22 protein-coding genes are annotated in these 24,573 nt (G+C 67.1%); 14 read left to right on the top strand and 8 right to left on the bottom strand.

All coding sequences use genetic code 11. The features are described 5' to 3' along the window. The first annotated feature begins 205 nt into the window (after nt 1-205). Both BM060_RS07790 and tadA read left to right on the top strand, forming a co-directional pair. Complete coding sequence (locus BM060_RS07790; protein ID WP_074978934.1) at nt 206-1,597, top strand: multicopper oxidase family protein; 1,392 nt, start codon at nt 206-208, stop codon at nt 1,595-1,597. After that, nucleotides 1,585-2,103: a tRNA adenosine(34) deaminase TadA gene (gene tadA / locus BM060_RS07785; protein WP_083426738.1), complete on the top strand. Its 519-nt coding sequence runs from the start codon at nt 1,585-1,587 to the stop codon at nt 2,101-2,103. The genes BM060_RS07790 and tadA overlap by 13 nt, the downstream gene beginning before the upstream one ends. A 304-nt stretch (nt 2,104-2,407) precedes the next feature. Here tadA and mltF read toward each other — a convergent pair whose 3' ends face one another. After that, the gene (gene mltF, locus BM060_RS07780; RefSeq protein WP_074978931.1) at nt 2,408-3,877 is read right to left on the bottom strand and encodes a membrane-bound lytic murein transglycosylase MltF; all 1,470 of its coding nucleotides are present in this window, start codon (nt 3,875-3,877) and stop codon (nt 2,408-2,410) included. A gap of 314 nt (nt 3,878-4,191) precedes the next feature. Here mltF and purL point away from each other — a divergent pair, with 314 nt between their 5' ends. Further along, entirely contained in the window at nt 4,192-8,088 is a 3,897-nt protein-coding gene (gene purL / locus BM060_RS07775; RefSeq protein WP_074978928.1) for a phosphoribosylformylglycinamidine synthase, read from the top strand. A 736-nt stretch (nt 8,089-8,824) separates the two neighbouring features. Further along, nucleotides 8,825-9,142, top strand: coding sequence for a YqfO family protein (locus tag BM060_RS07770; RefSeq protein WP_074978926.1), 318 nt, complete (start codon nt 8,825-8,827; stop codon nt 9,140-9,142). Between the two features lie 51 nt (nt 9,143-9,193). On the opposite strand, the gene BM060_RS07765 is transcribed toward BM060_RS07770, so the two are convergent. Together BM060_RS07765 and BM060_RS07760 are read right to left on the bottom strand one after the other, a co-directional pair. Then, nucleotides 9,194-9,694, bottom strand: a complete 501-nt coding sequence (locus BM060_RS07765; protein ID WP_009616312.1) for a L,D-transpeptidase family protein — start codon at nt 9,692-9,694, stop codon at nt 9,194-9,196. A gap of 59 nt (nt 9,695-9,753) precedes the next feature. Then, nucleotides 9,754-10,308 carry an NUDIX hydrolase gene (locus BM060_RS07760; RefSeq protein WP_009616318.1) on the bottom strand — a complete coding sequence of 185 codons (555 nt, stop codon included), beginning with the start codon at nt 10,306-10,308 and terminating at the stop codon, nt 9,754-9,756. Nucleotides 10,309-10,444: 136 nt separating this feature from the next. Between BM060_RS07760 and BM060_RS07755 the strand changes: the two genes are divergently transcribed. Genes BM060_RS07755 through BM060_RS07735 form a run of 5 tightly spaced genes read left to right on the top strand, consistent with a single transcriptional unit; the run spans nt 10,445 to nt 13,737 of the window. Continuing rightward, nucleotides 10,445-11,041: a CoA pyrophosphatase gene (locus BM060_RS07755; protein WP_074978923.1), complete on the top strand. Its 597-nt coding sequence runs from the start codon at nt 10,445-10,447 to the stop codon at nt 11,039-11,041. A gap of 38 nt (nt 11,042-11,079) precedes the next feature. Beyond that, nucleotides 11,080-11,604 (top strand): gamma carbonic anhydrase family protein, encoded by a 525-nt coding sequence (locus tag BM060_RS07750; RefSeq protein WP_074978921.1) that lies wholly within the window; start codon nt 11,080-11,082, stop codon nt 11,602-11,604. Then, entirely contained in the window at nt 11,601-11,789 is a 189-nt protein-coding gene (locus BM060_RS07745) for a DUF1289 domain-containing protein (protein ID WP_074978919.1), read from the top strand. Before BM060_RS07750 ends, BM060_RS07745 begins: the two co-directional genes overlap by 4 nt. A 38-nt stretch (nt 11,790-11,827) precedes the next feature. Then, nucleotides 11,828-13,009, top strand: coding sequence for a formate-dependent phosphoribosylglycinamide formyltransferase (purT, locus tag BM060_RS07740; protein WP_074978916.1), 1,182 nt, complete (start codon nt 11,828-11,830; stop codon nt 13,007-13,009). Beyond that, nucleotides 13,006-13,737, top strand: a complete 732-nt coding sequence (locus BM060_RS07735; protein ID WP_074978913.1) for an SGNH/GDSL hydrolase family protein — start codon at nt 13,006-13,008, stop codon at nt 13,735-13,737. Before purT ends, BM060_RS07735 begins: the two co-directional genes overlap by 4 nt. Before the next feature lie 346 nt (nt 13,738-14,083). Here BM060_RS07735 and BM060_RS07730 read toward each other — a convergent pair whose 3' ends face one another. The 3 genes from BM060_RS07730 to BM060_RS07720 all read right to left on the bottom strand — a co-directional run bounded on the left by BM060_RS07730 (nt 14,084) and on the right by BM060_RS07720 (nt 17,811). After that, a complete protein-coding gene (locus BM060_RS07730; RefSeq protein ID WP_074978910.1) occupies nt 14,084-15,385 on the bottom strand; it encodes an MFS transporter in 1,302 nt (433 codons plus the stop codon). A 280-nt stretch (nt 15,386-15,665) separates the two neighbouring features. Continuing rightward, nucleotides 15,666-16,964: an HlyC/CorC family transporter gene (locus BM060_RS07725; protein ID WP_074978908.1), complete on the bottom strand. Its 1,299-nt coding sequence runs from the start codon at nt 16,962-16,964 to the stop codon at nt 15,666-15,668. 46 nt (nt 16,965-17,010) lie between these two features. Then, the gene (locus BM060_RS07720) at nt 17,011-17,811 is read right to left on the bottom strand and encodes a cytochrome C assembly family protein (RefSeq protein WP_009616342.1); all 801 of its coding nucleotides are present in this window, start codon (nt 17,809-17,811) and stop codon (nt 17,011-17,013) included. A 192-nt stretch (nt 17,812-18,003) separates the two neighbouring features. On the opposite strand from BM060_RS07720, the gene ffh reads away from it, so the two are divergent. From ffh to rplS, 5 genes are all read left to right on the top strand, one after another. Continuing rightward, nucleotides 18,004-19,377, top strand: coding sequence for a signal recognition particle protein (gene ffh / locus BM060_RS07715; protein WP_074978905.1), 1,374 nt, complete (start codon nt 18,004-18,006; stop codon nt 19,375-19,377). Nucleotides 19,378-19,519: 142 nt separating this feature from the next. Then, nucleotides 19,520-19,768: a 30S ribosomal protein S16 gene (rpsP, locus tag BM060_RS07710; protein WP_009616346.1), complete on the top strand. Its 249-nt coding sequence runs from the start codon at nt 19,520-19,522 to the stop codon at nt 19,766-19,768. 5 nt (nt 19,769-19,773) lie between these two features. Further along, complete coding sequence (gene rimM / locus BM060_RS07705; protein WP_009616348.1) at nt 19,774-20,307, top strand: ribosome maturation factor RimM; 534 nt, start codon at nt 19,774-19,776, stop codon at nt 20,305-20,307. A gap of 24 nt (nt 20,308-20,331) precedes the next feature. Then, nucleotides 20,332-21,075, top strand: a complete 744-nt coding sequence (gene trmD / locus BM060_RS07700; protein WP_009616361.1) for a tRNA (guanosine(37)-N1)-methyltransferase TrmD — start codon at nt 20,332-20,334, stop codon at nt 21,073-21,075. A 44-nt stretch (nt 21,076-21,119) separates the two neighbouring features. Further along, a complete protein-coding gene (gene rplS, locus BM060_RS07695; RefSeq protein WP_009616363.1) occupies nt 21,120-21,470 on the top strand; it encodes a 50S ribosomal protein L19 in 351 nt (116 codons plus the stop codon). Nucleotides 21,471-21,901: 431 nt separating this feature from the next. Here the strand turns inward: rplS and BM060_RS07690 are convergent, their stop codons facing one another. Together BM060_RS07690 and BM060_RS07685 are read right to left on the bottom strand one after the other, a co-directional pair. Continuing rightward, the gene (locus BM060_RS07690; RefSeq protein ID WP_074978902.1) at nt 21,902-22,579 is read right to left on the bottom strand and encodes a cyclic di-GMP-binding domain-containing protein, MshE-related; all 678 of its coding nucleotides are present in this window, start codon (nt 22,577-22,579) and stop codon (nt 21,902-21,904) included. Between the two features lie 116 nt (nt 22,580-22,695). After that, nucleotides 22,696-24,528, bottom strand: coding sequence for a cation:proton antiporter (locus BM060_RS07685; RefSeq protein WP_074978900.1), 1,833 nt, complete (start codon nt 24,526-24,528; stop codon nt 22,696-22,698). Nucleotides 24,529-24,573 lie beyond the last annotated feature (45 nt).

The following is a 24,573-nucleotide window of genomic DNA, read 5'->3' as shown; positions in this document are numbered from 1 at the left end:
CGTCTCTCTCGTCGTCAATGGCGGTGTATCGCCGTGGAAGCGAAGTTATCCAGATAGCCTTCCGTGGCGTGGCTGTCCATGTCTGTCAGGCATTTGCTGCAGTTGCCAGGGATGCGACATCGCGCAGCGCCTTCGTGCTCGCCTTGCCACCGGGAAAATGAGAAAATCTTGCATTTGCGAGATACCCGCAGGGGTTGGGGGAGACATGAGCTTTACCCGCAGACAGGTACTGGGTGGCATCGCCGGCCTCGCCGTGGTCGGCCTCGGCGCCGGCGGCGCGCGCCTCTGGCTGGCGCGTCCGCAGGTGACCGCCGAGCACGACTACGAACTGATCGCCGCGCCCATGGACCTGGAGCTGGTGCCCGGGCACAAGACTCCGGCGCTGCTCTACGGCAACCGCTTCCCCGGCTTCGAGATCCGTGCCCGCCAGGGCGACTGGCTGCGCGTGCGTTTCACCAACAGGCTGGACGAGCCGACCACCATCCACTGGCACGGCATCCGCCTGCCCATCGAGATGGACGGTGTACCCTATATCTCGCAGCCGCCGGTGCAGCCGGGGCAGAGCTTCGTCTACCTGTTCAAGACCCCCGACGCCGGCAGCTACTGGTACCACCCGCACCTGATGAGCAGCGAGCAACTGGGCCGCGGCCTGGTCGGCCCGCTGATCATCGACGAGCGCGAGCCCAGCGGCTTCACCCAGGAGAAGATCCTCTGCCTGAAGACCTGGCACGTGGACGAGCAGGGCGCCTTCACCGCCTTCAGCGTGCCGCGCGAGGCCGCCCGCGAGGGCACCCGCGGCAGCCTGTCGACCATCAACGGCGAGCACGTACCGGTGATCGAGCTGCCCGCCGGCCAGGTGACCCGCGTGCGCATCCTCAACATCGACAACACCGTGACCTACCGGCTCAACCTGCCGGGCAGCGAGGCGAAGATCTACGCCATCGACGGCCACCCGGTGGAGCCGCGGGACCTCGACGAGCAATACTGGATCGGCCCGGGCATGCGCCTGGAGCTGGCCATCCGCGGTCCGGCCGAGGGCCAGGAGCTGTCCCTGCGCGACGGCGTGGTGCGCCTGGGCACGGTGCGCGGCGTGGCGCCGCTGCAGGGTGGTTCCGCCGAATGGCCGCCGGCGCTGCCGCACAACCCGGTGAGCGAGCCGGACCTGGACAAGGCCGAGACCATCGACTTCAAGTTCGAGTGGGTGGGCGCCATGACCGACTACTCCAAGGGCCAGGCGACCCCGTCGCTGTGGCAGATCAACGGCGTGGCCTGGCAGGGCGGCGAGGAGCACAAGCACAACGCGCCGCCGCTGGCCAAGCTGGAGCTGGGCAAGAGCTATATCTTCACCCTGCGCAACCTGACGCAGTACCAGCACCCGATCCACCTGCACGGCATGACCTTCAAGGTGCTGGCGTCCAACCGCCGCAAGATCATCCCGTACTACAGTGATACCTACCTGCTGGGCAAGAACGAGAGCGCGAAGGTGGCGCTGGTGGCGGACAACCCTGGCCTGTGGATGTTCCACTGCCACGTCATCGACCATATGGAGACCGGCCTGATGGGCACCATCGCCGTGGGTGACGCCTGGTGCGGCTGACCAACAGCAAGGGCCACCCGACGGTGAAGGGGCTGGCCCCGGTGATCGATCGCAGCCGCGACCGCGAATTCATGCGCGAGGCCATGGCCCTGGCCGAGCAGGGCGCGGCCCTGGGCGAGGTGCCGGTGGGCGCCGTGCTGGTGCTGGAAGGCCAGGTCATCGGCCGTGGCTTCAACCAGCCGATCACCGCCCATGACCCCAGCGCCCATGCCGAGATGATCGCCATCCGCGAGGCTGCGGCGGCGGCCGGCAACTACCGCCTGCCCGGCAGCACCCTCTATGTCACCCTGGAGCCCTGCAGCATGTGCGCCGGCCTGCTGGTGCACGCGCGTATCCAACGCCTGGTCTATGCCGCCACTGAGCCCAAGTCGGGGGTGGTGGTCAGCCGGGGGGAGTTCTTCGCTCAGGATTTCCTCAATCACAAGGTGTTGGTGGAGGGCGGGGTGCTGGCGGAGGAGTGCAGTGCGATGTTGTCGGCCTTCTTTAAGGCAAGGCGCAAGGGATAGGGCGCGGCGTCCTACGCGAATAGCGGACGGAGTCAGCTGCTACGATAGTGCATTCCTGAAAACTGTCTTGCCGAATGCGCCGAGGTGATGGGTATCGCTTCGCTCAACACCATCCTACGGGTGTTGTGTTTGCCGGAGGCCTCGGCGCGATTCGCGGATGAGATCCGCTCCTACGCTGCCCGCTCGCGCCATTCCCATGCAGGAGCGCGCCCTGCGCGCGAAATCGCGGGCAGGGCCCGCTCCTACAGTTGTCGTGAGGCATGGAGTTCCCTCGTAGGGGACTCCGTCCGCGATGCTCTGCGCTTCAGAGCTTCTCGTCAGGCTCTTCGCTGGGGCGGGTCTTGTTCACCCCGGGCAGGTGCAGGCCGCTTTCGGCCAGTTGGCCGCCTTCGAGCTGCGGCTGGGTCACCCAGGTGAGGATGTCGTAGTAGCGCCGCACGTTCTGCACGAAATGCACGGTCTCGCCGCCGCGGGCGTAGCCGTAGCGGGTCTTGCGGAACCACTGCTTCTGCGACAGGCGCGGCAGCATCTTCTTCACGTCCAGCCACTTGTCCGGGTTCAGGCCTTCCTGCTGGGCCAGCTTGCGGGCGTCGTCGAGGTGGGCGCTGCCGATGTTGTAGGAGGCCAGGGCGAACCAGCTGCGGTCCGGCTCCTTGATGCTGTCCGGCAGCTCGTCGCGGATCTGGTCGAAGTACTTGCCGCCGCCCTGGATGCTCTGCTTGGCGTCGAGGCGGTTGGACACGCCCATGGCCTGGGCGGTGCGGTTGGTCAGCATCATCAGGCCGCGCACGCCGGTCTTGGAGGTGGCGTCGGGCTGCCACATGGATTCCTGGTAGCCGATGGCGGCGAGCAGGCGCCAGTCCATCTTCAGCGTCTGGGCGATCTGCTTGAAGTGCGTTTCGTAGCGCGGCAGGCGCTGCTGCAGGTGCTGGGCGAAGGTGTAGGCGCCGACGTAGCCGAGCACGTCGACGTGGCCGTAGTAGCGGTCCTTCAGGTGCTGCAGGGTGCCGTCCTGCTTGACCTTGTCGAGGAACTTGTTGACCTCGGCATACAGGCTGTCGTCCGTCCCGCCGGGCAGGGCCCAGGCCAGGCCGCGGGCGTCGCCCAGGTCGAAGGCCACGCGCACGTTGGGGAAGTAGACCTGGTTCATCGCCAGTTCGTTGGAGTCGATCAGCGTCAGGTCGATGTCGCCGACGTCCACCATGCGCAGCAGGTCGACCATCTCGTCGGCGTCGGATTCCTTGTATTCCAGCTTCGGGTACTTCTTCTTCAGCTCGGCCAGCTGCATGGCGTGGCTGCTGCCCTTGAGCACCACGATGCGCTTGCCGACCAGGTCGTCCGGGCGGGTGGGGCGCGGGTCGCCATTGCGGTAGACCACCTGGGGGGTGACGTCCAGGTAGGAGTGCGAGAAGCGTACGGAGATCTCCCGCTCGCCGCCGGGGGTGAGGCCGGCGGCGGCCAGGTCGGGGCCGCCGGATTGGCCGAGCTTGCTGTAGAGGTCGTCGAGGTTGTCGGCGGTCTCCATCTGCAGCTTCACCCCCAGGTGATCGGCGAAGCGCTTGGCCAGCTCGTATTCGAAGCCGGTCTCGCCGTTGCGATCCTGGAAGTAGGTGGCCGGGCTGTTGCGGGTTATCACGCGCAGCACGCCGTCCTTCTGCACTCGCTCCAGGGCTGTCGGGACTTTCGCCTCGCTACAGCCGGAGAGCAGCAGAAAGATACAGGTCGCCAGGATCCATACGGCGGAGCGCACGCGTGACGGGTTCAGGGCAAACATCGGCGCAGTATACGCCAAGGTCGCGGAGCCCAATATCTGGACAGCTCGGGGCATCTCTGCTAGCGGCTTCGCTATGGAGGCCGTGCCAGACGCCGGTCAGGGCCCCGGGGCGCGACTGGAGCGGGCTTGCGGCGAGCCTGTTCGAAAGCGTTCGAAGATGAATGGCGCCGCTCCCCCGCCCAATGGCAGAAAGCCCTCGCCGTCGGCCGAGCTGCAGGTGCCGCCGGGGCATGCTTTACGGTAGAATGCACGGCCTCTGCGGGCCGGCCCTCCCGGCCCTGCGAATTCCCCTGTCTCCAGAGGCTGTTCCGACAATGCTGATCCTGCGCGGCGCTCCCGCCCTTTCCGCCTTCCGCCACGGCAAACTGCTCGACCTGCTGACCCGGCAGGTACCCGCTGTCACCGGGCTGTACGCCGAGTTTGCGCATTTCGCCGAGGTCAGTGGCGTGCTGACCGCCGATGAGGAACAGGTGCTCGGACGGCTGCTCAAGTACGGCCCGAGCGTGCCGGTGCAGGAGCCCAAGGGCCGGCTGTTCCTAGTGGTGCCGCGCTTCGGCACCATCTCGCCGTGGTCCAGCAAGGCCACCGACATCGCCCATAACTGCGGCCTGGCGAAGCTCGAGCGCATCGAGCGCGGCATCGCCTACTACGTCGCCGGCGAGCTGTCCGAAGCCGACGCTGCGCAAGTCGCCGCGCGCCTGCACGACCGCATGACGCAGCTGGTGCTGAACCAGATGGAAGAGGCTGCCGGCCTGTTCAGCCACGCCCAGCCCAAGCCGCTGACCGTGGTCGACATCCTCGGTGGCGGCCGCGCCGCGCTGGAGAAGGCCAACCTGGAGCTGGGCCTGGCCCTGGCCGAGGACGAGATCGACTACCTGGTGAAGAGCTTCGTCGAGCTGGGCCGCAACCCGCACGACGTCGAGCTGATGATGTTCGCCCAGGCCAACTCCGAGCACTGCCGCCACAAGATTTTCAACGCCAGTTGGGACATCGACGGCCAGGCCCAGGACAAGAGCCTGTTCGGCATGATCAAGAACACCTATGAAATGCACCGCGAAGGCGTGCTGTCCGCGTACAAGGACAACGCCGCGGTCATGGTGGGCTCGGTCGCTGGGCGCTTCTACCCGAACCCCGAGACCCGCCAGTACGGCGCCAGCGAAGAGCCGGTGCACATCCTGATGAAGGTCGAGACGCACAACCACCCGACCGCTATTGCCCCGTTCCCCGGCGCCTCCACCGGCTCCGGCGGCGAAATCCGCGACGAAGGCGCCACCGGCCGCGGCGCCAAGCCCAAGGCCGGCCTGGTCGGCTTCACCGTCTCCAACCTGAACATCCCCGGTTTCGAGCAGCCCTGGGAAGTGCCCTACGGCAAGCCCGAGCGCATCGTCACCGCGCTGGACATCATGATCGAGGGCCCGCTGGGCGGCGCCGCGTTCAACAATGAGTTCGGCCGGCCCAACCTGACCGGCTACTTCCGCACCTTCGAGCAGGCCGTGGCCACCCCGCGCGGCGAGGAAGTGCGCGGCTACCACAAGCCGATCATGATCGCCGGCGGCCTCGGCAACATCCGTGAAGACCACGTGCAGAAGGGCGAGATCAGCGTCGGCGCCAAGCTCATCGTGCTCGGCGGCCCGGCCATGCTCATCGGCCTGGGCGGCGGCGCCGCTTCCTCCATGGCCACCGGCGCTTCCGCCGCCGACCTGGACTTCGCCTCGGTACAGCGCGAGAACCCGGAAATGGAACGCCGCTGCCAGGAGGTCATCGACCGTTGCTGGCAGCTGGGCGCGAACAACCCGATCAAGTTCATCCACGACGTCGGCGCCGGCGGCATCTCCAACGCCCTGCCGGAACTGATCAACGACGGCGGCCGCGGCGGCCGCTTCGAACTGCGCGCGGTGCCCAACGACGAGCCGGGCATGAGCCCGCTGGAAATCTGGTGCAACGAGTCGCAGGAACGCTACGTGATGTCGGTGGACGCCGCCGACTTCGAGACCTTCAAGGCCATCTGCGAGCGCGAGCGCTGCCCGTTCGCCGTGGTCGGCGAGGCCACCGAGGAGAAGCACCTGACCGTCGCCGACAGCCACTTCGGCAACAAGCCGGTGGACATGCCGCTCGACGTGCTGCTCGGCAAGCCGCCGCGCATGCACCGCTCGGTCGCCCGCGAAGCCGAGATCGGCGATGACTTCAGCGCCGCCGCCCTGGACCTGGGCGAAGCCACCGAGCGCGTGCTGCGCCACCCGGCCGTGGCCAGCAAGAGCTTCCTGATCACCATCGGCGACCGCACCATCACCGGCCTGGTGGCCCGCGACCAGTTCGTCGGCCCCTGGCAGGTGCCGGTGGCCGACTGCGCCGTCACCGCCACCAGCTTCGACGTCTACACCGGCGAAGCCATGGCCATGGGCGAGCGCACCCCGCTGGCCCTGCTCGACGCCCCGGCTTCGGGCCGCATGGCCATCGGCGAGACCATCACCAACCTGGCTGCCGCCAGCATCGGCGCGATCTCCGACATCAAGCTGTCGGCCAACTGGATGGCCGCCGCCGGCCACCCGGGCGAGGACGCGCGCCTGTACGACACCGTCAAGGCGGTGGGCATGGAACTGTGCCCGGCGCTGGGCATCACCATCCCGGTGGGCAAGGACTCCATGTCCATGAAGACCCGCTGGCAGGATGAGGGCGTGGAGAAGAGCGTCACCGCGCCCATGTCGCTGATTATCTCCGGCTTCGCCCCGGTCGGCGACGTGCGCAAGACCCTCACCCCGCAACTGCGCCTGGACAAGGGCGAGACCGACCTGATCCTGATCGACCTCGGCCGCGGCAAGAACCGCCTGGGCGGCTCGATCCTGGCGCAGACCTACGGCAAGATCGGCCAGCAGGTCCCGGACGTCGACGACGCCGAGGACCTCAAGGCCTTCTTCGCGGTGATCCAGGGCCTCAACGCCGACGGCCATCTGCTGGCCTACCACGACCGTTCCGACGGCGGCCTGCTGGCCAGCGTGCTGGAAATGGCCTTCGCCGGCCACTGCGGCCTGTCCCTGCGCCTCGACGACCTGGCTTCCAGCCGCGAGGAACTCAATGCCGCGCTGTTCAGCGAGGAGTTGGGCGCGGTCATCCAGGTCCGCGAAGCGGCCACCCCGGAAGTGCTGGCGCAGTTCAGCGCCGCCGGCCTGGGCGACTGCGTGGCGGTGATCGGCCAGCCGGTCAACGGCGACGCCATCGAGCTGGGCTTCAACGGCGCGCCGGTGTACAGCGCCGAGCGCCGCCTGCTGCAGCGTATCTGGAGCGAAACCAGCTACCAGATCCAGCGCCTGCGCGACAACGCCGAGTGCGCCGACCAGGAGTTCGACGGCCTGCTGGCCGAGGACAATCCCGGCCTGTCCGCCAAGCTCAGCTTCGACGTCAACGACGACATCGCCGCGCCCTACATCAAGAAGGGCGTGCGCCCGCAGGTGGCGATCCTCCGCGAGCAGGGCGTCAACGGCCAGGTGGAAATGGCCGCGGCCTTCGACCGCGCCGGCTTCGCCGCGGTTGACGTGCACATGAGCGACATCCTCGCCGGCCGCGTCAGCCTGGAAGACTTCAAGGGCCTGGTGGCCTGCGGCGGCTTCTCCTACGGCGACGTGCTCGGCGCCGGCGAGGGCTGGGCCAAGTCGATCCTGTTCAACGCCCGTGCCCGCGACGGCTTCCAGGCCTTCTTCGAGCGCAAGGACAGCTTCGCTTTGGGCGTGTGCAACGGTTGCCAGATGATGTCCAACCTGCACGAGCTGATCCCCGGCACCGAATTCTGGCCGCACTTCGTGCGCAACCGTTCCGAGCAGTTCGAGGCGCGCGTGGCCATGGTCCAGGTGCAGGAGTCGCAGTCGATCTTCCTGCAGGGCATGGCCGGTTCGCGCCTGCCGATCGCCATCGCCCACGGCGAAGGCCATGCGGAGTTCGAGAGTGAGGAAGCCCTGCTGGAGTCGGACCTGTCCGGCTGCGTGGCGCTGCGCTTCGTCGACAACCACGGCAAGGTCACCGAGAGCTACCCGGCCAACCCCAACGGCTCGCCGCGCGGGATCACCGGCCTGACCAGCCGCGACGGCCGCGTGACCATCATGATGCCGCACCCGGAGCGGGTGTTCCGCGCCGTGCAGAACTCCTGGCGCCCGGACGAGTGGCAGGAAGACGGCGGCTGGATGCGCATGTTCCGCAATGCCCGCGTCTGGGTGGGCTGAGGCCGTATCTGACGTAGCAGGAAAAAGGGGAAGGCTTCGGCCTTCCCCTTTTTCGTTGCGGGCTCGCGAACCCGACCTCCTGTAGGAGCACGCCCTGCGCGCGAATCGCGGACAAGGTCCGCTCCTACAGGGAGGCGCCATCGTACGCGTAACTGTCTATTGGGTTCCCGCGTTCGCGGGAATGACGTCGGAAAACACGATTCTTACCCCGTCATTCCCGCGAACGCGGGACGCGGCTCCATCGCGAACAGCGCTTGCGCTGGCCCGAAGGGGAATAACCCAGAAAACAGTGTAGGAGCGGACCTTGTCCGCGATCGACGTGATTCGCGGATGAGATCCTGCGTTGCAGGCGAGCACGGCTTTTGTAGGAGCGAGCTTGCTCGCGAATGAGCCCCGCTGCGGAGTCTGTTCGCGAGCAAGCTCGCTCCTACGAAGAGCGCCTCGGCGCAGCCGGCAAGACAGTTGCTCCTACGAGCATCGCGGTGCAGCGAATCGGACCCCACCAAAGGTTGGGCTGGGCGCTGGCGGCGCTTTATCGGAAAGTGATTCCGACTGAATCTGCGCTCCATCACGTTTTAAAAATCTTGGGAATTTTCCCTTAGAACGTGAAGGCAATCGCGCTGTCGATATTTGCCGAGCATGACCGCTGAGTCATTGGAGGCAAAACGCCATCATTTGTGGCAGCATTCGCTCCTCGACTCCCCACCCGGTCCAGTTTTCCGCCACGGAGCGTCCGATGTACAAACTCTGCTTCTATGTTCCCGAGACTCACCTGGAGACGGTGAAGAAAGCGGTGTTCGCCGCAGGTGCAGGACGCATCGGTGCCTACGACAGCTGCTGCTGGCAGTCCCTCGGCCAGGGCCAGTTCCGCCCGCTGCAGGGTAGCAACCCCTTCCTCGGCTCGACCGGCCTCATCGAGCAGGTGGCCGAATGGAAGGTGGAGATGGTGGTGGCCGACGAACTGATCCACGACTCGGTCAAGGCGCTGAAGGCCGCGCACCCCTACGAGACGCCGGCCTTCGAGGTGTGGCGGTTGTCGGACATGGTCTTCTAGCCACCGCAAAATGAAAAAAGGCGCCCGAAGGCGCCTTTTTTCATTGCCGCCTCAGGGGCGGATCTCGATCAGCGTGCCGTCCTTGACCAGGCTCCAGACCTCCTGCATGTCCGGGTTGGTCATGGCGATGCAGCCGTTGGTCCAGTCCAGGGTGGAGAAGTACCACTCCGGGTACTCGTCGCTCAGCGGGGTGCCGTGGATCATGATCATGCCGCCGGGCGACAGGCCCTTCTCGCGGGCGCGCACCACGTCGCGGGCGTTGGGGTAGGAGATGTGCATGGAGAGGTTGAACTTGTCGCTGGTCTTGCGCCAGTCGATCCAGTAGAAGCCCTCCGGCGTGCGGTTGTCGCCCTCGGCCAGCTTGGTGCCGCGCGGGCTCTTGCCCAGGGAGATGCGGTAGCTCTTGAGGATCTTGCCGTTGCTCAAGAGGTGCAGCTTGTGCTCGGACTTGAGCACCAGCACCTTGTCGATGCGGCCTTCCAGGGTCGGCGTCGCATTGGCCTGCGATAGAGCGGCAAAGGTCAGGCACAGAAAGGCAAGCAGCCAGCGCATGGAAAGACGATCCCCCGGATGTTCGATAAAGCGCCGCGATGCACGGCCCTGCAAAGTGTTCAGGTCTTCTTATAGTGGCCCGGCATGGGTGCTATGGCCTCGTTGCGCACCGGGAAGTCCTGCCTCTGCCGGTCGCTGAAGTAGCATTCTAAGGTACGGCCCACGGTGGGGAAAGCCAGCTCCGACCAGGGAATCGCCGATTCCTCGAACAGGCCCACCTCCAGGCTTTCCTCGCCGGCGGCGAAGTCCAGGTCGGCCAGCTCGGCGCGGAAGAACATGTACACCTGGCTGATGTGCGGCAGGTCGAACAGGGTATAGAGCTGCAACTGGCGCACGCGGGCGCAGGCTTCCTCCAGCGTCTCGCGGGCGGCGGCCTGCTCGAGGGTCTCGCCGTTCTCCATGAAGCCCGCCGGCAGCGTCCAGAAGCCCTGGCGCGGGGCGATGGCGCGGCGGCACAGGAGGATGCGCCCCTCCCACACCGGCAGGCAGCCGGCGACGATGCGCGGGTTCTGGTAATGCACCGTATGGCACTGGTCGCAGATGTAGCGCGGCCGGTTGTCGCCGCTGGGGATGCGCAGGCTCACGCTGGCGCCGCACTGACTGCAGAATTTCATGCACTTTCCCTGGGAATCGATACAGCCATCTTGCTCGCCGGAAGGCCCGCGCAGCAAGGGGGTGGGGCTTGGGCGAGGCAGCCTTTCATGCCATGATTCCACAATTGAGAGAATGGCTTACACGCAGGATGTCCGCATGCTGGACGAGCTGCGCCGGCGCATCACGGCGCACACCCCCCAGGACCTGAACAGCGAGCAGCGCTTCCCCGAAGCGGCGGTGCTGCTGCCCATCACCCCCAGCGAAGAGCTGGTGCTGACCCTGCGCGCCACCGGCCTGTCCACCCACAGCGGCGAGGTGGCCTTCCCCGGCGGGCGCCGCGACCCCGAGGACGTCGACCTGATCCACACCGCGTTGCGCGAGGCCGAGGAGGAGATCGCCCTGCCGCCGAGCCTGGTGGAGGTGGTCGGGCCGCTGAGCACCCTGGTCTCGCGCCATGGCATCAAGGTGACGCCGTTCGTCGGTTTCGTCCCGGACTTCGTCGAGTACACCCCCAACGACGGCGAGATCGCCGCGGTGTTCAAGGTGCCGCTGGAGTTCTTCCGCGGCGACCCGCGGGAAATGACCCACCGCATCGACTACTTCGGGCGCAGTTGGTACGTGCCCAGCTACCGCTTCGGCGAATACAAGATCTGGGGCCTGTCGGCGATCATGGTCGTCGAGCTGGTCAACCTGCTGTTCGATGACCGCATCGACCTGCACCGAGCGCCGCCACAATTCATCAAGCTCAGCTGAGCGGCGCGTACAACAACGAGATGCCTGAGGAGCCACCGATGAAATACCGCCTGGGCGACGCCCGAGTCGAAACCCACCCCGACAGCTGGATCGCCCCGAACGCCGCGGTGATCGGCAAGGTGCGCCTGGATGCCGGCGCCAGCGTCTGGTTCAACGCCGTGCTGCGTGGCGACAACGAGCTGATCCACATCGGCGAGAACAGCAACGTCCAGGACGGCACCGTGATGCACACCGACATGGGCTTCCCGCTGAACATCGGCAAGGGCGTGACCATCGGCCACAACGTCATGCTGCACGGCTGCACGGTGGACGACTACAGCCTGATCGGCATCAACGCCGTGGTGCTCAACGGCGCGAAGATCGGCAAGTACTGCATCATCGGCGCCAATTCGCTGATCCCCGAGGGCAAGGTGATTCCCGACGGCTCGCTGGTCATGGGCTCGCCCGGCAAGGTGGTGCGCGAGCTGAGCGAGCAGCAGAAGAAGATGCTCGAAGCCAGCGCCGCCCACTACGTGCACAACGCCCAGCGCTACGCCCGCGACCTGGCCGAGCAGGAAGAATGAGCCAGGAACGCCCGGTGGCCTCGCCCTGCGTCTACGTCTGCACCCTGGACGATCAGGACCTGTGCATAGGCTGCCAGCGCACGGCCGACGAAATCACCCGCTGGGGCCGCATGGGCAACGACGAGCGCCGCGAGGTGCTGCGCCTGTGCCATGAGCGCGCCCGCGAACAGGGCGTGCTGCTCTAGCGCGCCGACAGAACATCCCCTTCCCGAGGTTGCACGCAATGCCCCGTATTGGAACCCCCCTGTCGCCCATGGCGACCCGCGTACTGCTCTGTGGCTCCGGCGAGCTGGGCAAGGAAGTGGTGATCGAACTGCAACGCCTGGGCTGCGAAGTGATCGCCTGCGACCGCTACGCCAACGCCCCGGCCATGCAGGTGGCGCACCGCAGCCACGTGCTGAGCATGCTCGACGGCGCCGCCCTGCGCGCGGTGATCGAGCAGGAGAAGCCGCACTACATAGTCCCGGAAATCGAAGCCATCGCCACCGCCACCCTGGTGGAGCTGGAGGCCGAGGGCTACACCGTGGTGCCCACCGCCCGCGCCGCGCAGCTGACCATGAACCGCGAGGGCATCCGCCGCCTGGCCGCCGAGGAGCTGGGCCTGCCGACCTCGCCGTACCACTTCGCCGACTCCTACGAGGACTACGTCGCCGGCGTCGCCTCGGTGGGCTACCCCTGCGTGGTCAAGCCGATCATGAGCTCCTCGGGCAAGGGCCAGAGCGTGCTCAAGTCCGACGCCGACCTCAAGGCCGCCTGGGACTACGCCCAGGAAGGCGGCCGCGCCGGCAAGGGCCGGGTGATCGTCGAAGGCTTCATCGACTTCGACTACGAGATCACCCTGCTCACCGTGCGCCACATCGGCGGCACCACCTTCTGCGCGCCCATCGGCCACCGCCAGGTCAAGGGCGACTACCACGAATCCTGGCAGCCCCAGGCCATGAGCCCGAAGGCCCTGGCCGAGTCCGAGCGCGTGGCCAAGGCGGTCACCGAGGCATTGGGCGGCCGCGGCCTGTTCGGCGTGGAGTTGTTCGTCAAGGGCGACCAGGTGTGGTTCAGCGAAGTCTCGCCGCGCCCCCACGACACCGGCCTGGTCACCCTGATCTCCCAGGACCTCTCCGAGTTCGCCCTGCACGCGCGGGCCATCCTCGGCCTGCCGATCCCGGCGATCCGCCAGTTCGGGCCCTCGGCCTCGGCGGTGATCCTGGTGGACGGCGAGTCGCAGCAGGTCAGCTTCGGCAACCTGGGCGCCGCGCTGACCGAGCCGGACAGCGCCCTGCGTCTGTTCGGCAAGCCGGAAGTCTCCGGCCAGCGGCGCATGGGCGTGGCCCTGGCGCGTGCCGAATCCATCGAGGAAGCGCGGGCCAAGGCGACCCGTTCGGCCGAGGCGGTGGTCATCGAGCTGTGAACCGCCTGGCGGGGCTGGCCTGGTGGGCGGCGGCGCTGCCGTTGCTGCCGCTGGCCCTGCCGATGGCCGTGCGCACCCGGCGCACGGCTTTGCGCCTGGCGCCGGCAGCCGGTTCCCGCGAGGGGCTGGCCGGCGCCGAACTCCCCGGCGAGCCATTGAGGCTGCTGTTGCTGGGCGAGTCGACCGTCGCCGGCGTCGGCGCCTCCTGCCTGGACTTCGCCCTGGCCGGGCGCCTGGCCACGGCCCTGGCGGCGCGCCTGCAACGGCCGGTGGCCTGGCGGGCGCTGGGGGAGAACGGCATTACCGCGTCGCAGGCCTGCGAGCGCCTGTTGCCGCTGGCCGACGGGGGTTATGACCTGGTGGCACTGGTCTTCGGCGTCAACGACACCACGCATTTCAGTTCCACCGAGCGCTGGCAGGCATCCATCGCCCGTCTGATCGGGCATTTCCAGGCCGGCGGCGCGCGGGTGGTGTGCACGGCGGTGCCGCCGCTGCGGCATTTCTCGGCATTGCCCTGGTTGCTGCGGCAGTTGCTGGGCTGGCGCGCTGCGTTGCTGGATGGCCAGTTGCGGGAATTGGCTACGGCACTAGGCGCTGGATTCTGCACGGTGGGGCTGGAGATGCAGCCGCAGTATCTCGCCATCGATGGCTATCACCCGTCGGCGCTGGGCTACCAGGTGTGGGGCGAGCATCTGGCCCAGTGGCTGGTGGCCGTGGAACGCGGCTGAGGCCGGATCGCGGGCAGGGCCCGCTACGTTGCAGGCGAGCACAGCTTCTCGTAGGAGCGAGCTTGCTCGCGAATGAGCCCCGCTGCGGAGTCTGTTCGCGAGCAAGCTCGCTCCTACGAAGAGCATCCCGGCGCTCCTACATGGATATGCCATGGCTGATGCGGCGTAGAAACCGTAGGGCGTACAACCGTTCGCGGTTGTACGCCGATGGCGCTATGGTCTGCGCTGAGTTGCCTTTCGTAGGATGGGTTGAGTTTGCGAAACCCATGCTGTCACGGCGATGGGTATCGCTTCGCTCAACCCATCCTACGGGGCTGGAGTGACAGCCCCGGTCGCGATGGCGCTATCAGAGCTCCCGCTCCCGCGTCTCGTGCAGGCACAGCACCGCGATCAGGCTCAGCGCCGCCGCCACCGACACGTAGCCGCCGACCCAGCTCAAGCCGCCCATGCCCACCAACTTCTGGGCGATGTAGGGCGCCACCGAGGCGCCGAGGATGCCGCCCAGGTTGTACGCCGCCGAGGCGCCGGTGTAGCGCACGCGGGTGGGGAAGAGTTCCGGCAGCAGGGCGCCCATGGGGGCGAAGGTCACGCCCATGAGGAACAGCTCCAGGGCCAGGAAGATCGCCACTTCCACCGACGAGCCCTGGCTCAGCAGCGGCTGCATGGTGAAGCCGGAGAGGATGGCGGCGATGCAGCCGACGATCAGTACCGGGCGGCGCCCGTAGCGGTCGCTCAGCCAGGCGGAGATCGGCGTGGCCGCGGCCATGAACAGCACCGCGAAGCACAGCAGGCCGAGGAACTGCTCGCGGCTGTAGCCCAGGCTGGTCACCCCGTAGCTCAGCGAAAACACGGTGGAGATATAGAAGAGCGCGTAGCACACCACCATGGCCAGCGCGCCCAGCAGCACCGGGCGCCAGTGCTGGGCGAACAGCTCGGCGATCGGCAGGCTGGAGCGCTCCTGGCGTTCCATGGCCTTGGCGAACACCGGGGTTTCCGACAGCTTCAGACGCACGTAGAGGCCGACGATCACCAGCAGCGCGCTGAGGATGAAGGGAATGCGCCAGCCCCAGGCGCGGAACTGCTCCTCGCTGAGGGTCATGGCCAGGCCGAGGAACAGGCCGTTGGCGGCGAGGAAGCCGATCGACGGGCCCATCTGCGGGAACATGCCGAACCAGGCGCGGCGGTGCTTGGGCGCGTTCTCCGTGGCCAGCAGCGCGGCGCCGCCCCATTCCCCGCCCAGCCCCAGGCCCTGGCCGAAGCGCAGCAGGCAGAGCAGCGCCGGGGCCCAGGCGCCGATGCTGTCGTAGCCCGGCAGCAGGCCGATCAGGGTGGTGGACAGGCCCATCAGCAGCAGCGAGGCGACCAGCGTCGACTTGCGCCCGATGCGGTCGCCAAAGTGGCCGAACAGCGCCGAGCCCAGCGGCCGGGCGAGGAAGGCGATGCCGAAGGTGATGAAGGCGCTGAGCATCTGCGCGGTGCCCGAGGTCTGCGGGAAGAACACCGGGCCGATCACCAGGGCGGCGGCGGTGGCGTAGACGTAGAAGTCGTAGAACTCGATGGCTGTGCCGATGAAGCTGGCGACCGCGACCCGCGCGGTGGAGTTGGCGGGTTGCTGTTCGTCGGCAGCGGCAAGGCTGGCGGTGGTCATGGGATATCCCTGTCAGTCATGGCCGGCACGGCTCTGCGGGCGTGTCCGGCGGCGATGGAGGCTGCGCCCGTGCGCGAGGCGGGAAGCGCCACCCGGGTAGGGCAGGGGCGGGAACCTCGCGGCGGGTCGGGGCGAGGCCGGGTGCTTCGCCGGGCGCAGGCGCGGGGCCGGGCTCGGGCTGGCGGGCGGTCGACTGGCGCCGGGCGTTGCGCGGGTAGCGCAGGCCCTGGCGCGGGATGCTGGGTAAGCAGGGGGCGATTATAGGGCGCGGGCCGGCCGCTCAGGCAAGCCCGTCGGCGCTGCCCGGCGCCGGCGCGGCGGCGCGCCCGGTGAGCCAGACGCGCACGCTCTTCACGCGGTTCTCGCCGGACTGCAGGATTTCCAGGCGGTAGGGGCCGATGCGCAGGCACACCGGGCAGTCGGGGATCTGCTCCAGGGCCTCGGTGACCAGGCCGTTGAGGGTCTTCGGGCCCTCGCTGGGCAACTGCCAGCCCAGGGCGCGGTTGAGCTCGCGGATGTTCGCCGAGCCGTCGATCACGTAGGTGCCGTCGGCCTGGGGGTGGATGTCCGGGTTGCGCAGGGCGTCGGCGTTGCTGAATTCGCCGACGATCTCTTCGAGGATGTCTTCCAGGGTGATGATGCCGATCACCTCGCCGTACTCGTCGACGACGATGCCGATGCGCCGCTTCTGCTTCTGGAAGTTGATCAGCTGGGTGGCCAGCGGCGTGCTCTCGGGAATGAAGTAGGGCTCCAGGCAGGCCGCGCGCAGGCTGTCCTTGGTCAACTGGTTGTGCGTCAGCAGGCGGGCGATCTGGCGCATGTGGACGATGCCCTCGACCTGGTTGATGTCGTTGCGGAACACCGGCAGGCGCGTGTGGGTGGTGTTGCGCAACTGGCTGATGATGCTTTCCACGTCATCGTCCAGGTCGATGCCCTGCACCTCGTTGCGCGGCACCATGAGGTCGTTCACGGTGATCTTTTCCAGGTCGAGGATGCTCAGCAGCATGTCCTGGCGGTTGGCGCTGAGCTTCTCGCTGGATTCGCTGACCACGCTGCGCAGCTCGTCGTTGTTCAGCGGCCGGCTGCGGCGCTGCGCCGGGTCCAGGCCGCACAGCCGCAGGATGCCGTTGCTCACCCCGTTCATCAGCCACAGCAGCGGGCTGAACAGGCGCTGCAGCCACAGCAGCGGCAGGCTGGCGGGGAAGGCCACGCGTTCCGGGCGCAGGGTGGCGTAGGTCTTGGGGGTGATCTCGCCGAAGATCAGCAGCACCAGGGTCAGCGCCAGGGCGGTGGGCGCCACCGCGAAGTCGCCCCACAGGCGCAGGGCCAGCAGGGTGGCCAGGGACGAGGCGATGACGTTGACCAGGTTGTTGCCGATGAGGATGGTGCCCAGCAGGCGGTCGGTGCGCAGCAGCAGCCAGCTGGTGCGCCGCGCCGCGCGGTTGCCCTGCTTGGCCTGGTGGCGCAGGCGGTAGCGGTCCAGGCTGAGCACGCCGGTCTCGACGCTGGAGAAGAACGCCGAGCACAGCAGCAGGACGACCAGCAGGCCGATCAGGTAGCCGGGGTGGATGTCGCCCATGCGTCGGGTTCCCTCAGCGTTCCGTGGCGCCCAGGCGCCGCCGGGCTCAGATGTGCAGGATGAATTCCTTGACCAGCTTGCTGCCGAAGTAGGCCAGCATCAACAGGCAGAAGCCGGCCAGGGTCCAGCGGATCGCCTTGTGCCCGCGCCAGCCGAGCTGGTGGCGGCCCCACAGCAGCACGGCGAAGACCACCCAGGCGAAGCAGGAGAGGATGGTCTTGTGCGCCAGGTGCTGGGTGAACAGGTTGTCGAGGAACAGCCAGCCGGACACCAGCGACAGCGAGAGCAGCACCCAGCCGCCCCAGAGGAAGCCGAACAGCAGGCTTTCCATGGTCTGCAGCGGCGGGAAGTTGCGGATCAGCCCGGCCGGGTGCTTGTGCTTCAGGCGATGGTCCTGCACCAGCAGCAGCAGGGCCTGGAACACCGCGATGGTGAGCAGGCCGTAGGCCAGCACCGAGAGCAGGATGTGCGCGAGGATGCCCGGCTGCTCGTTGATCGGCTCCAGGGTGCCGTGGGGCACCAGCACCGACAGCGCGGCGGTCAGCATGCCCAGCGGGAAGAGGAACAGCAGCAGGTTCTCCACCGGGATGCGCAGGCAGGCCAGCAGGGTCAGGGCGATCACCGCCGCGGCGATCAGGTTGGCGGCGTTGAAGAAGTCCAGCACCAGCCCGGCGTCGGTCAGCAGTTGCGGCGTCAGGCCCAGGCACTGGGCGACCAGCGCGGCCAGGCCGAGCACCAGCAACAGGGGTTTGTTCGGCGCGGCGCGGCGCGCCAGGCAGACACCGTGGTAGGCCGTGGCGCCCAGGTAGAGGAGGGCGGCGAGCAGGCTGGGCAGCAGAGGGTGCATAGCGTCTTGGGCGAATCCTTCGAAAGGTGCCGAGTTTGGCACAGAACGCCCATGCCTAGAAAGCAGCCGGGAACGCTTCGCTTTCTCGCTGCGGCGGGATCATCGGCGGTGTCTGCGGCCTTCGCAGTTGGTTATAATCCCGCGCTTGCTGCCACGCCCACCCCGGCCGCTCCCGGCCCGATAGGAACGCGCATGTTCGAAAACCTTACAGACCGCCTCTCGCAAACGCTGCGCCAGGTCACCGGCAAAGCCAAGCTGACCGAGGACAACATCAAGGATACGCTCCGCGAGGTGCGGATGGCCCTGCTCGAGGCCGACGTGGCCCTGCCGGTGGTCAAGGACTTCGTCAACCGCATCAAGGAGCGCGCGGTCGGCACCGAGGTGTCCAAGAGCCTGACCCCGGGCCAGGCCTTCGTGAAGATCGTGCAGGCCGAGCTGGTCGAGCTGATGGGCGCGGCCAACGAGGACCTGGCGCTCAACGCCGCGCCGCCGGCGGTCATCCTCATGGCCGGCCTGCAGGGCGCGGGCAAGACCACCACCGCCGGCAAGCTGGCGCGCTTCCTCAAGGAGCGCAAGAAGAAGTCGGTGCTGGTGGTTTCGGCGGACGTCTACCGCCCGGCGGCGATCAAGCAGCTGGAAACCCTGGCCAACGACATCGGCGTGACCTTCTTCCCCTCGGACACCAGCCAGAAGCCGGTGGCCATCGCCGAGGCGGCGATCCGCGAGGCGAAGCTGAAGTTCATCGACGTGGTGATCGTGGATACCGCCGGTCGCCTGCACGTCGACAGCGAGATGATGGACGAGATCAAGCAGGTCCACGCGGCGATCCAGCCGGTGGAAACCCTGTTCGTGGTCGACGCCATGACCGGCCAGGACGCCGCCAACACCGCCAAGGCCTTCAACGACGCCCTGCCGCTGACCGGCGTGGTGCTGACCAAGGTCGACGGCGACGCCCGCGGCGGCGCCGCGCTCTCGGTGCGCGCCATCACCGGCAAGCCGATCAAGTTCCTCGGCATGGGCGAGAAGAGCGAAGCTCTCGACCCCTTCCACCCGGACCGCGTGGCCTCGCGCATCCTCGGCATGGGCGACGTGCTCAGCCTGATCGAGCAGGCCGAGCAGAACATGGACCGCGAGAAGGCCGAGAAGCTCGCGAAGAAGATCAAGAAGGGCAAGGGCTTCGACCTCGAGGACTTCCGCGACCAGCTGCAGCAGATGAAGAACATGGGCGGCCTGGGCAGCCTGATGGACAAGCTGCCGATGATGGGCGGCGTCAACCTGGCGCAGATGGGCAACGCCCAGGGCGCGGCGGAGAAGCAGTTCAAGCAGATGGAGGCGATCATCAACTCCATGACCCCCGCCGAGCGCCGCGACCCGGAAGTGATCAGCGGCTCGCGCAAGCGCCGCATCGCCATGGGTTCCGGCACCCAGGTGCAGGACGTCGGCCGCCTCATCAAGCAGCACAAGCAGATGCAGAAGATGATGAAGAAGGTCACCGCCAAGGGCGGCATGGCCAAGATGATGCGCGGCATGGGGAGCATGTTCCCCGGCGGCATGCCGAAGATGTGACCCGCAGGCCCGCCTGGCTGGCGGGCCGACGTGCTGCGGCTTGCGGCGCGGGGCTTTAGCTCATAGAATATGCGGCCTTTCGGGCTCCGTGCCCGGGGGCTGCATTTCTTTTTTGCAAGCAAACCATAGGAACAATGTACGCATGGTAACCATTCGTCTGGCTCGTGGCGGCTCCAAGAAGCGCCCGTTCTATCACCTGACCGTGACCAACAGCCGCAACGCTCGTGACGGCCGTTTCGTCGAGCGCGTCGGCTTCTTCAACCCCGTCGCCACTGGCGCCGAAGTCAAGCTCTCGGTCAACCAGGAGCGCGTCAACTACTGGCTGAGCCAAGGCGCTCAACCGTCCGAGCGCGTCGCTCAACTGCTCAAGGACGCCGCCAAGGCTGCCTGAGATTGATGAACACGATGCCTGCCGCCGAGGAAATGATCGTACTCGGCAAGATAGTTTCCGTGCATGGCATTCGTGGCGAGGTGAAGGTGTATTCCTTTACCGACCCGTTGGACAACCTGCTGGACTACCGGCGCTGGACGCTCAAGCGTGGCACCGAGGTTCGACAGGCCGAACTGGTCAGTGGCCGCGTGCAGGGCAATGTCCTGGTGGCGAAGCTGAAGGGACTGGACGATCGCGAAGTCGCCCGCACCTATGCGGATTTCGAGATCCTGGTACCGCGCAGCGAGCTCCCGGAGCTGGACGACGGCGAGTTCTACTGGAGCCAGTTGGAAGGTCTCAAGGTGATCGACACGAACGGGCAACTGTTCGGGATACTCGACCACATGCTGGAGACCGGCGCCAACGACGTGATGGTGGTCAAGCCCTGTGCGGGCAGCCTGGATGACCGCGAGCGCCTGTTGCCCTATACGGAGCAATGCGTGCAATCGGTGGACCTGGCGGCTGGCGAGATCAGGGTGGACTGGGACGCGGATTTCTGACCCGCAGGGTAGGAGTTTCAACCCATGTGGATCGGAGTCATCAGCATCTTTCCGGAGATGTTCCGCGCCATCAGTGACTACGGCATCACCAGCCGTGCGGTGAAACAGGAGCTGATCCGGCTCGAGTGTTTCAACCCACGCAACAACACTGATGACCGTCACCAGACGGTGGACGACCGGCCCTTCGGCGGTGGTCCGGGGATGGTGATGAAGATCAAGCCGCTGGAAGGCGCACTGGGCGATGCCCGGCAAGCCGCAGGCGGACCGGCGAAGGTGATCTACCTGTCGCCGCAGGGCCGCAAACTGACGCAGGCGGCCGTGAAGGAACTGGCGAACGAGGAACGGTTGATCCTCATAGCCGGGCGTTACGAAGGCATCGACGAGCGCTTCATCGAAGAGCACGTGGATGAGGAATGGTCGATTGGCGATTATGTCCTGTCCGGGGGTGAGCTTCCGGCCATGGTGTTGATCGACGCGGTCACACGGTTGTTGCCCGGTGCATTGGGCCACGTGGACTCCGCCGAGGAGGACTCGTTCACCGACGGCCTGCTCGACTGTCCGCACTACACCCGACCCGAGGTGTACGCAGACAAACGTGTTCCCGAGGTGCTGCTAAGCGGCAACCACGAACACATCCGGCGCTGGCGTTTGCAGCAGTCCCTAGGAAGGACCTGGGAACGACGTGCCGATCTTCTGGATTGCCGCTCGCTTTCTGGAGAAGAGAAGAAGCTGCTGGAGGAATACATCCGCCAGCGGGACGATAGTTAACGTATCGATGGCGAGCGCCAAGCGCTTGTCTTAGGAGCACTGAGATGACCAACAAGATCATTCAGCAGATCGAAGCTGAACAGATGAACAAAGAGATTCCGGCGTTCGCCCCCGGCGACACCGTAATCGTCCAGGTGAAAGTGAAGGAAGGCGACCGTCAGCGTCTGCAGGCCTTCGAAGGCGTCGTGATCGGCAAGCGCAACCGCGGCCTGAACAGCGCGTTCACCGTTCGCAAGATCTCCAACGGCGTAGGCGTAGAGCGTACCTTCCAGACCTACAGCCCGCTGGTCGACAGCGTCAGCGTCAAGCGTCGCGGCGACGTGCGCAAGGCCAAGCTGTACTACCTCCGCGAACTGTCCGGCAAGGCAGCGCGCATCAAGGAAAAACTGGTCTGAGTCCACGACTCCCAGTCGATCCGGAAAAAAGCAGCCCTCGGGCTGCTTTTTTCATGCCTGCGATTTGCCGGGGACGCCTGTAGGAGCGGGCCCTGCCTGTGTCTCCCTGGAACCGTAGGGCGTACAACCGTTCGCGGTTGTACGCCGCTACACCCATCCCGTCGGCTACGCCATGGCTGAGCCTGGGAGAATGTCGGCCCACGACAAGCCCGGAACCGAGCGGAGCGGTAGCCAAGGTCAAACGGCGTATAACCGCGAACGGTTATACGCCCTACACGCTTGCCGGCTGCGCCGAGATGCTCTTCGTAGGATCGAGGGGGACGCCTAGTTCTTGCTCGCGAACCGCATGGCACCGCGTTTGTTCGCGAGCAAGCTCGCTCCTACGAAAAGCCATGCCCACCGGTATGGTAGGAGCGGGCTTTCCGGTCGCCTCAGGGCCGCATGCTGACGTGCAGCGAGGCCTGGGACAGGTCGATGTCCTGCAGGCTCAGGCTGCCCATGCTCTGGCTCTGCGGGGCGCCGGCGACGCGGATGTTGTCGAAGCGCATCTCGCCGATGGAACTGGGCAGGCGCAGGCTGATCGAGCCGTCGGGGTTGAGGCTGGAGGCCATGTGTTCGGTGTCGTAGACCACGTCCTTCATCGAGGTCTCGGCCTGCAGGCTGTCCACCACCGGCAGCACCAGGCGCGCCAGTTGCTTCATGGTGCCCACGCCGTCACCGGCCTCGGCACTGACGAACAGGCTCTGCAGGGTTTCATCGAAACCCTGGGCATTGATGCTGCTCATTTCGCTGTCGCTCAGCGGCTTCAGCCCGCGCTGCTGGTGGCTCTGGCTGATCGCCGGGGCCTGTTGGCGCTGGATGTCCGCGCTGGCCAGCTGGAAGGGGCCGAGCAGGGCCGCCACCAGGGTGGCGGCCAGGCGCAGGTTGTTCTGCTTCTTCAGCGCCTGCCTGACCTGGCGTTCGCTGACCCAGCCCTGGGCGATCAGGGTTTCCCCCAGGCGCAGGCCGTTGCGCAATTGCAACTGGATCGCCTGGTCCAGTTGGGCGGCGCTGATCAGGCCCTTGCTGACGAGAATCTGGCCGAGGCGGGAATTCTGGGTGTTGGGCATGGTTGTGGACCGTGGAACTGAAAGAATGATGGCGTGGTGCAATCATTGCTTCCGACACCCCGCCCTGTCACCCATCTTAGGATAGGCTGACGGACGATTCGCCAGCCGATCCCGGATCATTCCGACTGTCGGTCGTCCTCCTTGCCGGCCGCGTGGGCGCCTTCCTCGATCAGCGCTATCACCAGCCAGCTCTCCGCGGGGTTCAGCGGCCGGGTGCTGCTGGCCACGTGCATCCAGCCCGAGGGATCGCGGGCGAACAGCAGGGTGGCGGCGTTGCCGTACAGCGCCTGGTACTGCTCCCAGCCGAAGCTCTCGCTGAGCAGGGTGCTGCGCACTTCGGCGCCGCGGGACAGCAGGCCGGCGAACTGCGGGTAGCTCAGCTCGCGCGGGCTCAGGTTGTGCCCGCGGTGCTGGTCGCTGGCGCGGTGCTTGTCGGTGCGCCGGCTCTCCTGGCCGCTGGTCAGGCTGAAGAGGCGCGCGCCGAACTCGTGGCGGAAGCGCATGCAGGCCAGGGTGTTCAGCTCGCCGGAGGGCGACAGGGCCAGCAGGTGGCCGAGGCCGACCAGGTCCAGGTGCGCCTCGGCATGCTGCGAGGTGGGGTTGCCGAAGTAGGTGGGCAGGTTGTCCATGCGCGCGGCGCGGATGTTCTCCCAGCTGGAGTCGGTGAGCAGCACGCGGCTGCCGGCGTTCTTCAGCGCCGTGCCGATGGCCCGCGCCACCGGGTTGGCGCCGACGATGAGGAAGCCGCTGGGCGCCGGCTCCGCCACTTTCAGCAGGCGCGCCAGGGGCCGCGCGGTGGCGCTCTGCAGGACCACGGTGCCGATGATCACCAGGAAGGTCAGCGGCACCAGCAACTGGGCCTGCTCGTGGCCGGCCTCCTGCAGGCGGATGGCGAAGATCGCCGAGACCGCCGCCGCGACTATCCCGCGCGGGGCGATCCAGGCCAGCAGCGCCCGTTCGCGCCAGTTCAGCGACGAGCCGGCGCTGCTCACCAGCACGTTCAGCGGGCGGGCGACGAACTGGATCAGCGCCAGCACCAGCAGCGCCGCCGGGCCCAGGCCGAGCAGGGCGGACAGGTCCAGGCGCGCGGCGAGGACGATGAACAGGCCGGAGATCAGCAGCACGCTGAGGTTCTCCTTGAAGTGCAGGATCTGCCGCACGTCCACGCCCTTCATGTTGGCCAGGCACATGCCCATCAGCGTCACCGCCAGCAGGCCGGACTCGTGCACCGTGAGGTTGGCGCCGATGAAGATGCCCAGCACCGCCGACAGCGCGGCCAGGTTGTGCAGGTAGTCCGGCAGCCACTGGCGGCGCAGCACCTGGCCCAGGGCCAGGCCGCCGAGGATGCCGAAGGCGCTGCCGCAGGCGATCACCCCGGCGAAGGCGCCAAGACTGTGGCGCCAGCCGCTGCCGGTGTCGCTGGCGGCGATGAAGCTGTAGACCACCACCGCCAGCAGCGCGCCTATGGGGTCGATGACGATGCCCTCCCAGCGCAGGATGTTGGCGATGGTCGCCTTCGGCCGCACCACCCGCAGCATCGGCACTATCACCGTGGGGCCGGTGACCAGGGTGAGGGTGCCGAACAGCAGCGCCATCTCCCAGCTGAAGTCCAGCAGCCAGTGCACCGCCAGGGCGATCACGCCCCAGGTCAGCAGCGCGCCCCAGGTGACCATGCGCTGCACCACCTTGCCGATCTCGCGCCACTCGCTGAAGTGCAGGGTGAGGCTGCCTTCGAAGAGGATCAGCGCCACCGACAGCGAGACCAGGGGGAACAGCAGCGGGCCGAACAGCGCCTGCGGGTCGAGCAGGCCGAGCAGGGGGCCGGCGAGAATGCCGGACAGCAGCAGGAAAAGGATCGCCGGCAGGCGCAGGCGCCAGGCCAGCCACTGGCAGAGCAGGGCGCCGGCGCCGATGCCGCCGAGGGAAAGCAGAACTCGGGTTTCATCCATGCGGAGGATTCCTTGACGAGGGGATGGCTGGCCGCGGACGGCCTG

This window comes from Pseudomonas citronellolis, assembly GCF_900112375.1.
GTDB classification, from domain to species: domain Bacteria; phylum Pseudomonadota; class Gammaproteobacteria; order Pseudomonadales; family Pseudomonadaceae; genus Pseudomonas; species Pseudomonas citronellolis.
Note: the sequence above shows the minus strand (reverse complement) of the source record. Positions and strands in the feature narration are given on the sequence as shown.

Excerpts from the sequence above, each read along its gene's own strand:
- BM060_RS07790 (WP_074978934.1), top strand. The coding sequence starts at position 206 with ATGAGCTTTACCCGCAGACAGGTACTGGGTGGCATCGCCGGCCTCGCC.
- mltF (WP_074978931.1), bottom strand. The coding sequence starts at position 3,877 with ATGTTTGCCCTGAACCCGTCACGCGTGCGCTCCGCCGTATGGATCCTG.
- purL (WP_074978928.1), top strand. The coding sequence starts at position 4,192 with ATGCTGATCCTGCGCGGCGCTCCCGCCCTTTCCGCCTTCCGCCACGGC.
- BM060_RS07770 (WP_074978926.1), top strand. The coding sequence starts at position 8,825 with ATGTACAAACTCTGCTTCTATGTTCCCGAGACTCACCTGGAGACGGTG.
- BM060_RS07765 (WP_009616312.1), bottom strand. The coding sequence starts at position 9,694 with ATGCGCTGGCTGCTTGCCTTTCTGTGCCTGACCTTTGCCGCTCTATCG.
- BM060_RS07760 (WP_009616318.1), bottom strand. The coding sequence starts at position 10,308 with ATGAAATTCTGCAGTCAGTGCGGCGCCAGCGTGAGCCTGCGCATCCCC.
- BM060_RS07755 (WP_074978923.1), top strand. The coding sequence starts at position 10,445 with ATGCTGGACGAGCTGCGCCGGCGCATCACGGCGCACACCCCCCAGGAC.
- BM060_RS07750 (WP_074978921.1), top strand. The coding sequence starts at position 11,080 with ATGAAATACCGCCTGGGCGACGCCCGAGTCGAAACCCACCCCGACAGC.
- BM060_RS07745 (WP_074978919.1), top strand. The coding sequence starts at position 11,601 with ATGAGCCAGGAACGCCCGGTGGCCTCGCCCTGCGTCTACGTCTGCACC.
- purT (WP_074978916.1), top strand. The coding sequence starts at position 11,828 with ATGCCCCGTATTGGAACCCCCCTGTCGCCCATGGCGACCCGCGTACTG.
- BM060_RS07730 (WP_074978910.1), bottom strand. The coding sequence starts at position 15,385 with ATGACCACCGCCAGCCTTGCCGCTGCCGACGAACAGCAACCCGCCAAC.
- BM060_RS07725 (WP_074978908.1), bottom strand. The coding sequence starts at position 16,964 with ATGGGCGACATCCACCCCGGCTACCTGATCGGCCTGCTGGTCGTCCTG.
- BM060_RS07720 (WP_009616342.1), bottom strand. The coding sequence starts at position 17,811 with ATGCACCCTCTGCTGCCCAGCCTGCTCGCCGCCCTCCTCTACCTGGGC.
- ffh (WP_074978905.1), top strand. The coding sequence starts at position 18,004 with ATGTTCGAAAACCTTACAGACCGCCTCTCGCAAACGCTGCGCCAGGTC.
- rpsP (WP_009616346.1), top strand. The coding sequence starts at position 19,520 with ATGGTAACCATTCGTCTGGCTCGTGGCGGCTCCAAGAAGCGCCCGTTC.
- rimM (WP_009616348.1), top strand. The coding sequence starts at position 19,774 with ATGAACACGATGCCTGCCGCCGAGGAAATGATCGTACTCGGCAAGATA.
- trmD (WP_009616361.1), top strand. The coding sequence starts at position 20,332 with ATGTGGATCGGAGTCATCAGCATCTTTCCGGAGATGTTCCGCGCCATC.
- rplS (WP_009616363.1), top strand. The coding sequence starts at position 21,120 with ATGACCAACAAGATCATTCAGCAGATCGAAGCTGAACAGATGAACAAA.
- BM060_RS07690 (WP_074978902.1), bottom strand. The coding sequence starts at position 22,579 with ATGCCCAACACCCAGAATTCCCGCCTCGGCCAGATTCTCGTCAGCAAG.
- BM060_RS07685 (WP_074978900.1), bottom strand. The coding sequence starts at position 24,528 with ATGGATGAAACCCGAGTTCTGCTTTCCCTCGGCGGCATCGGCGCCGGC.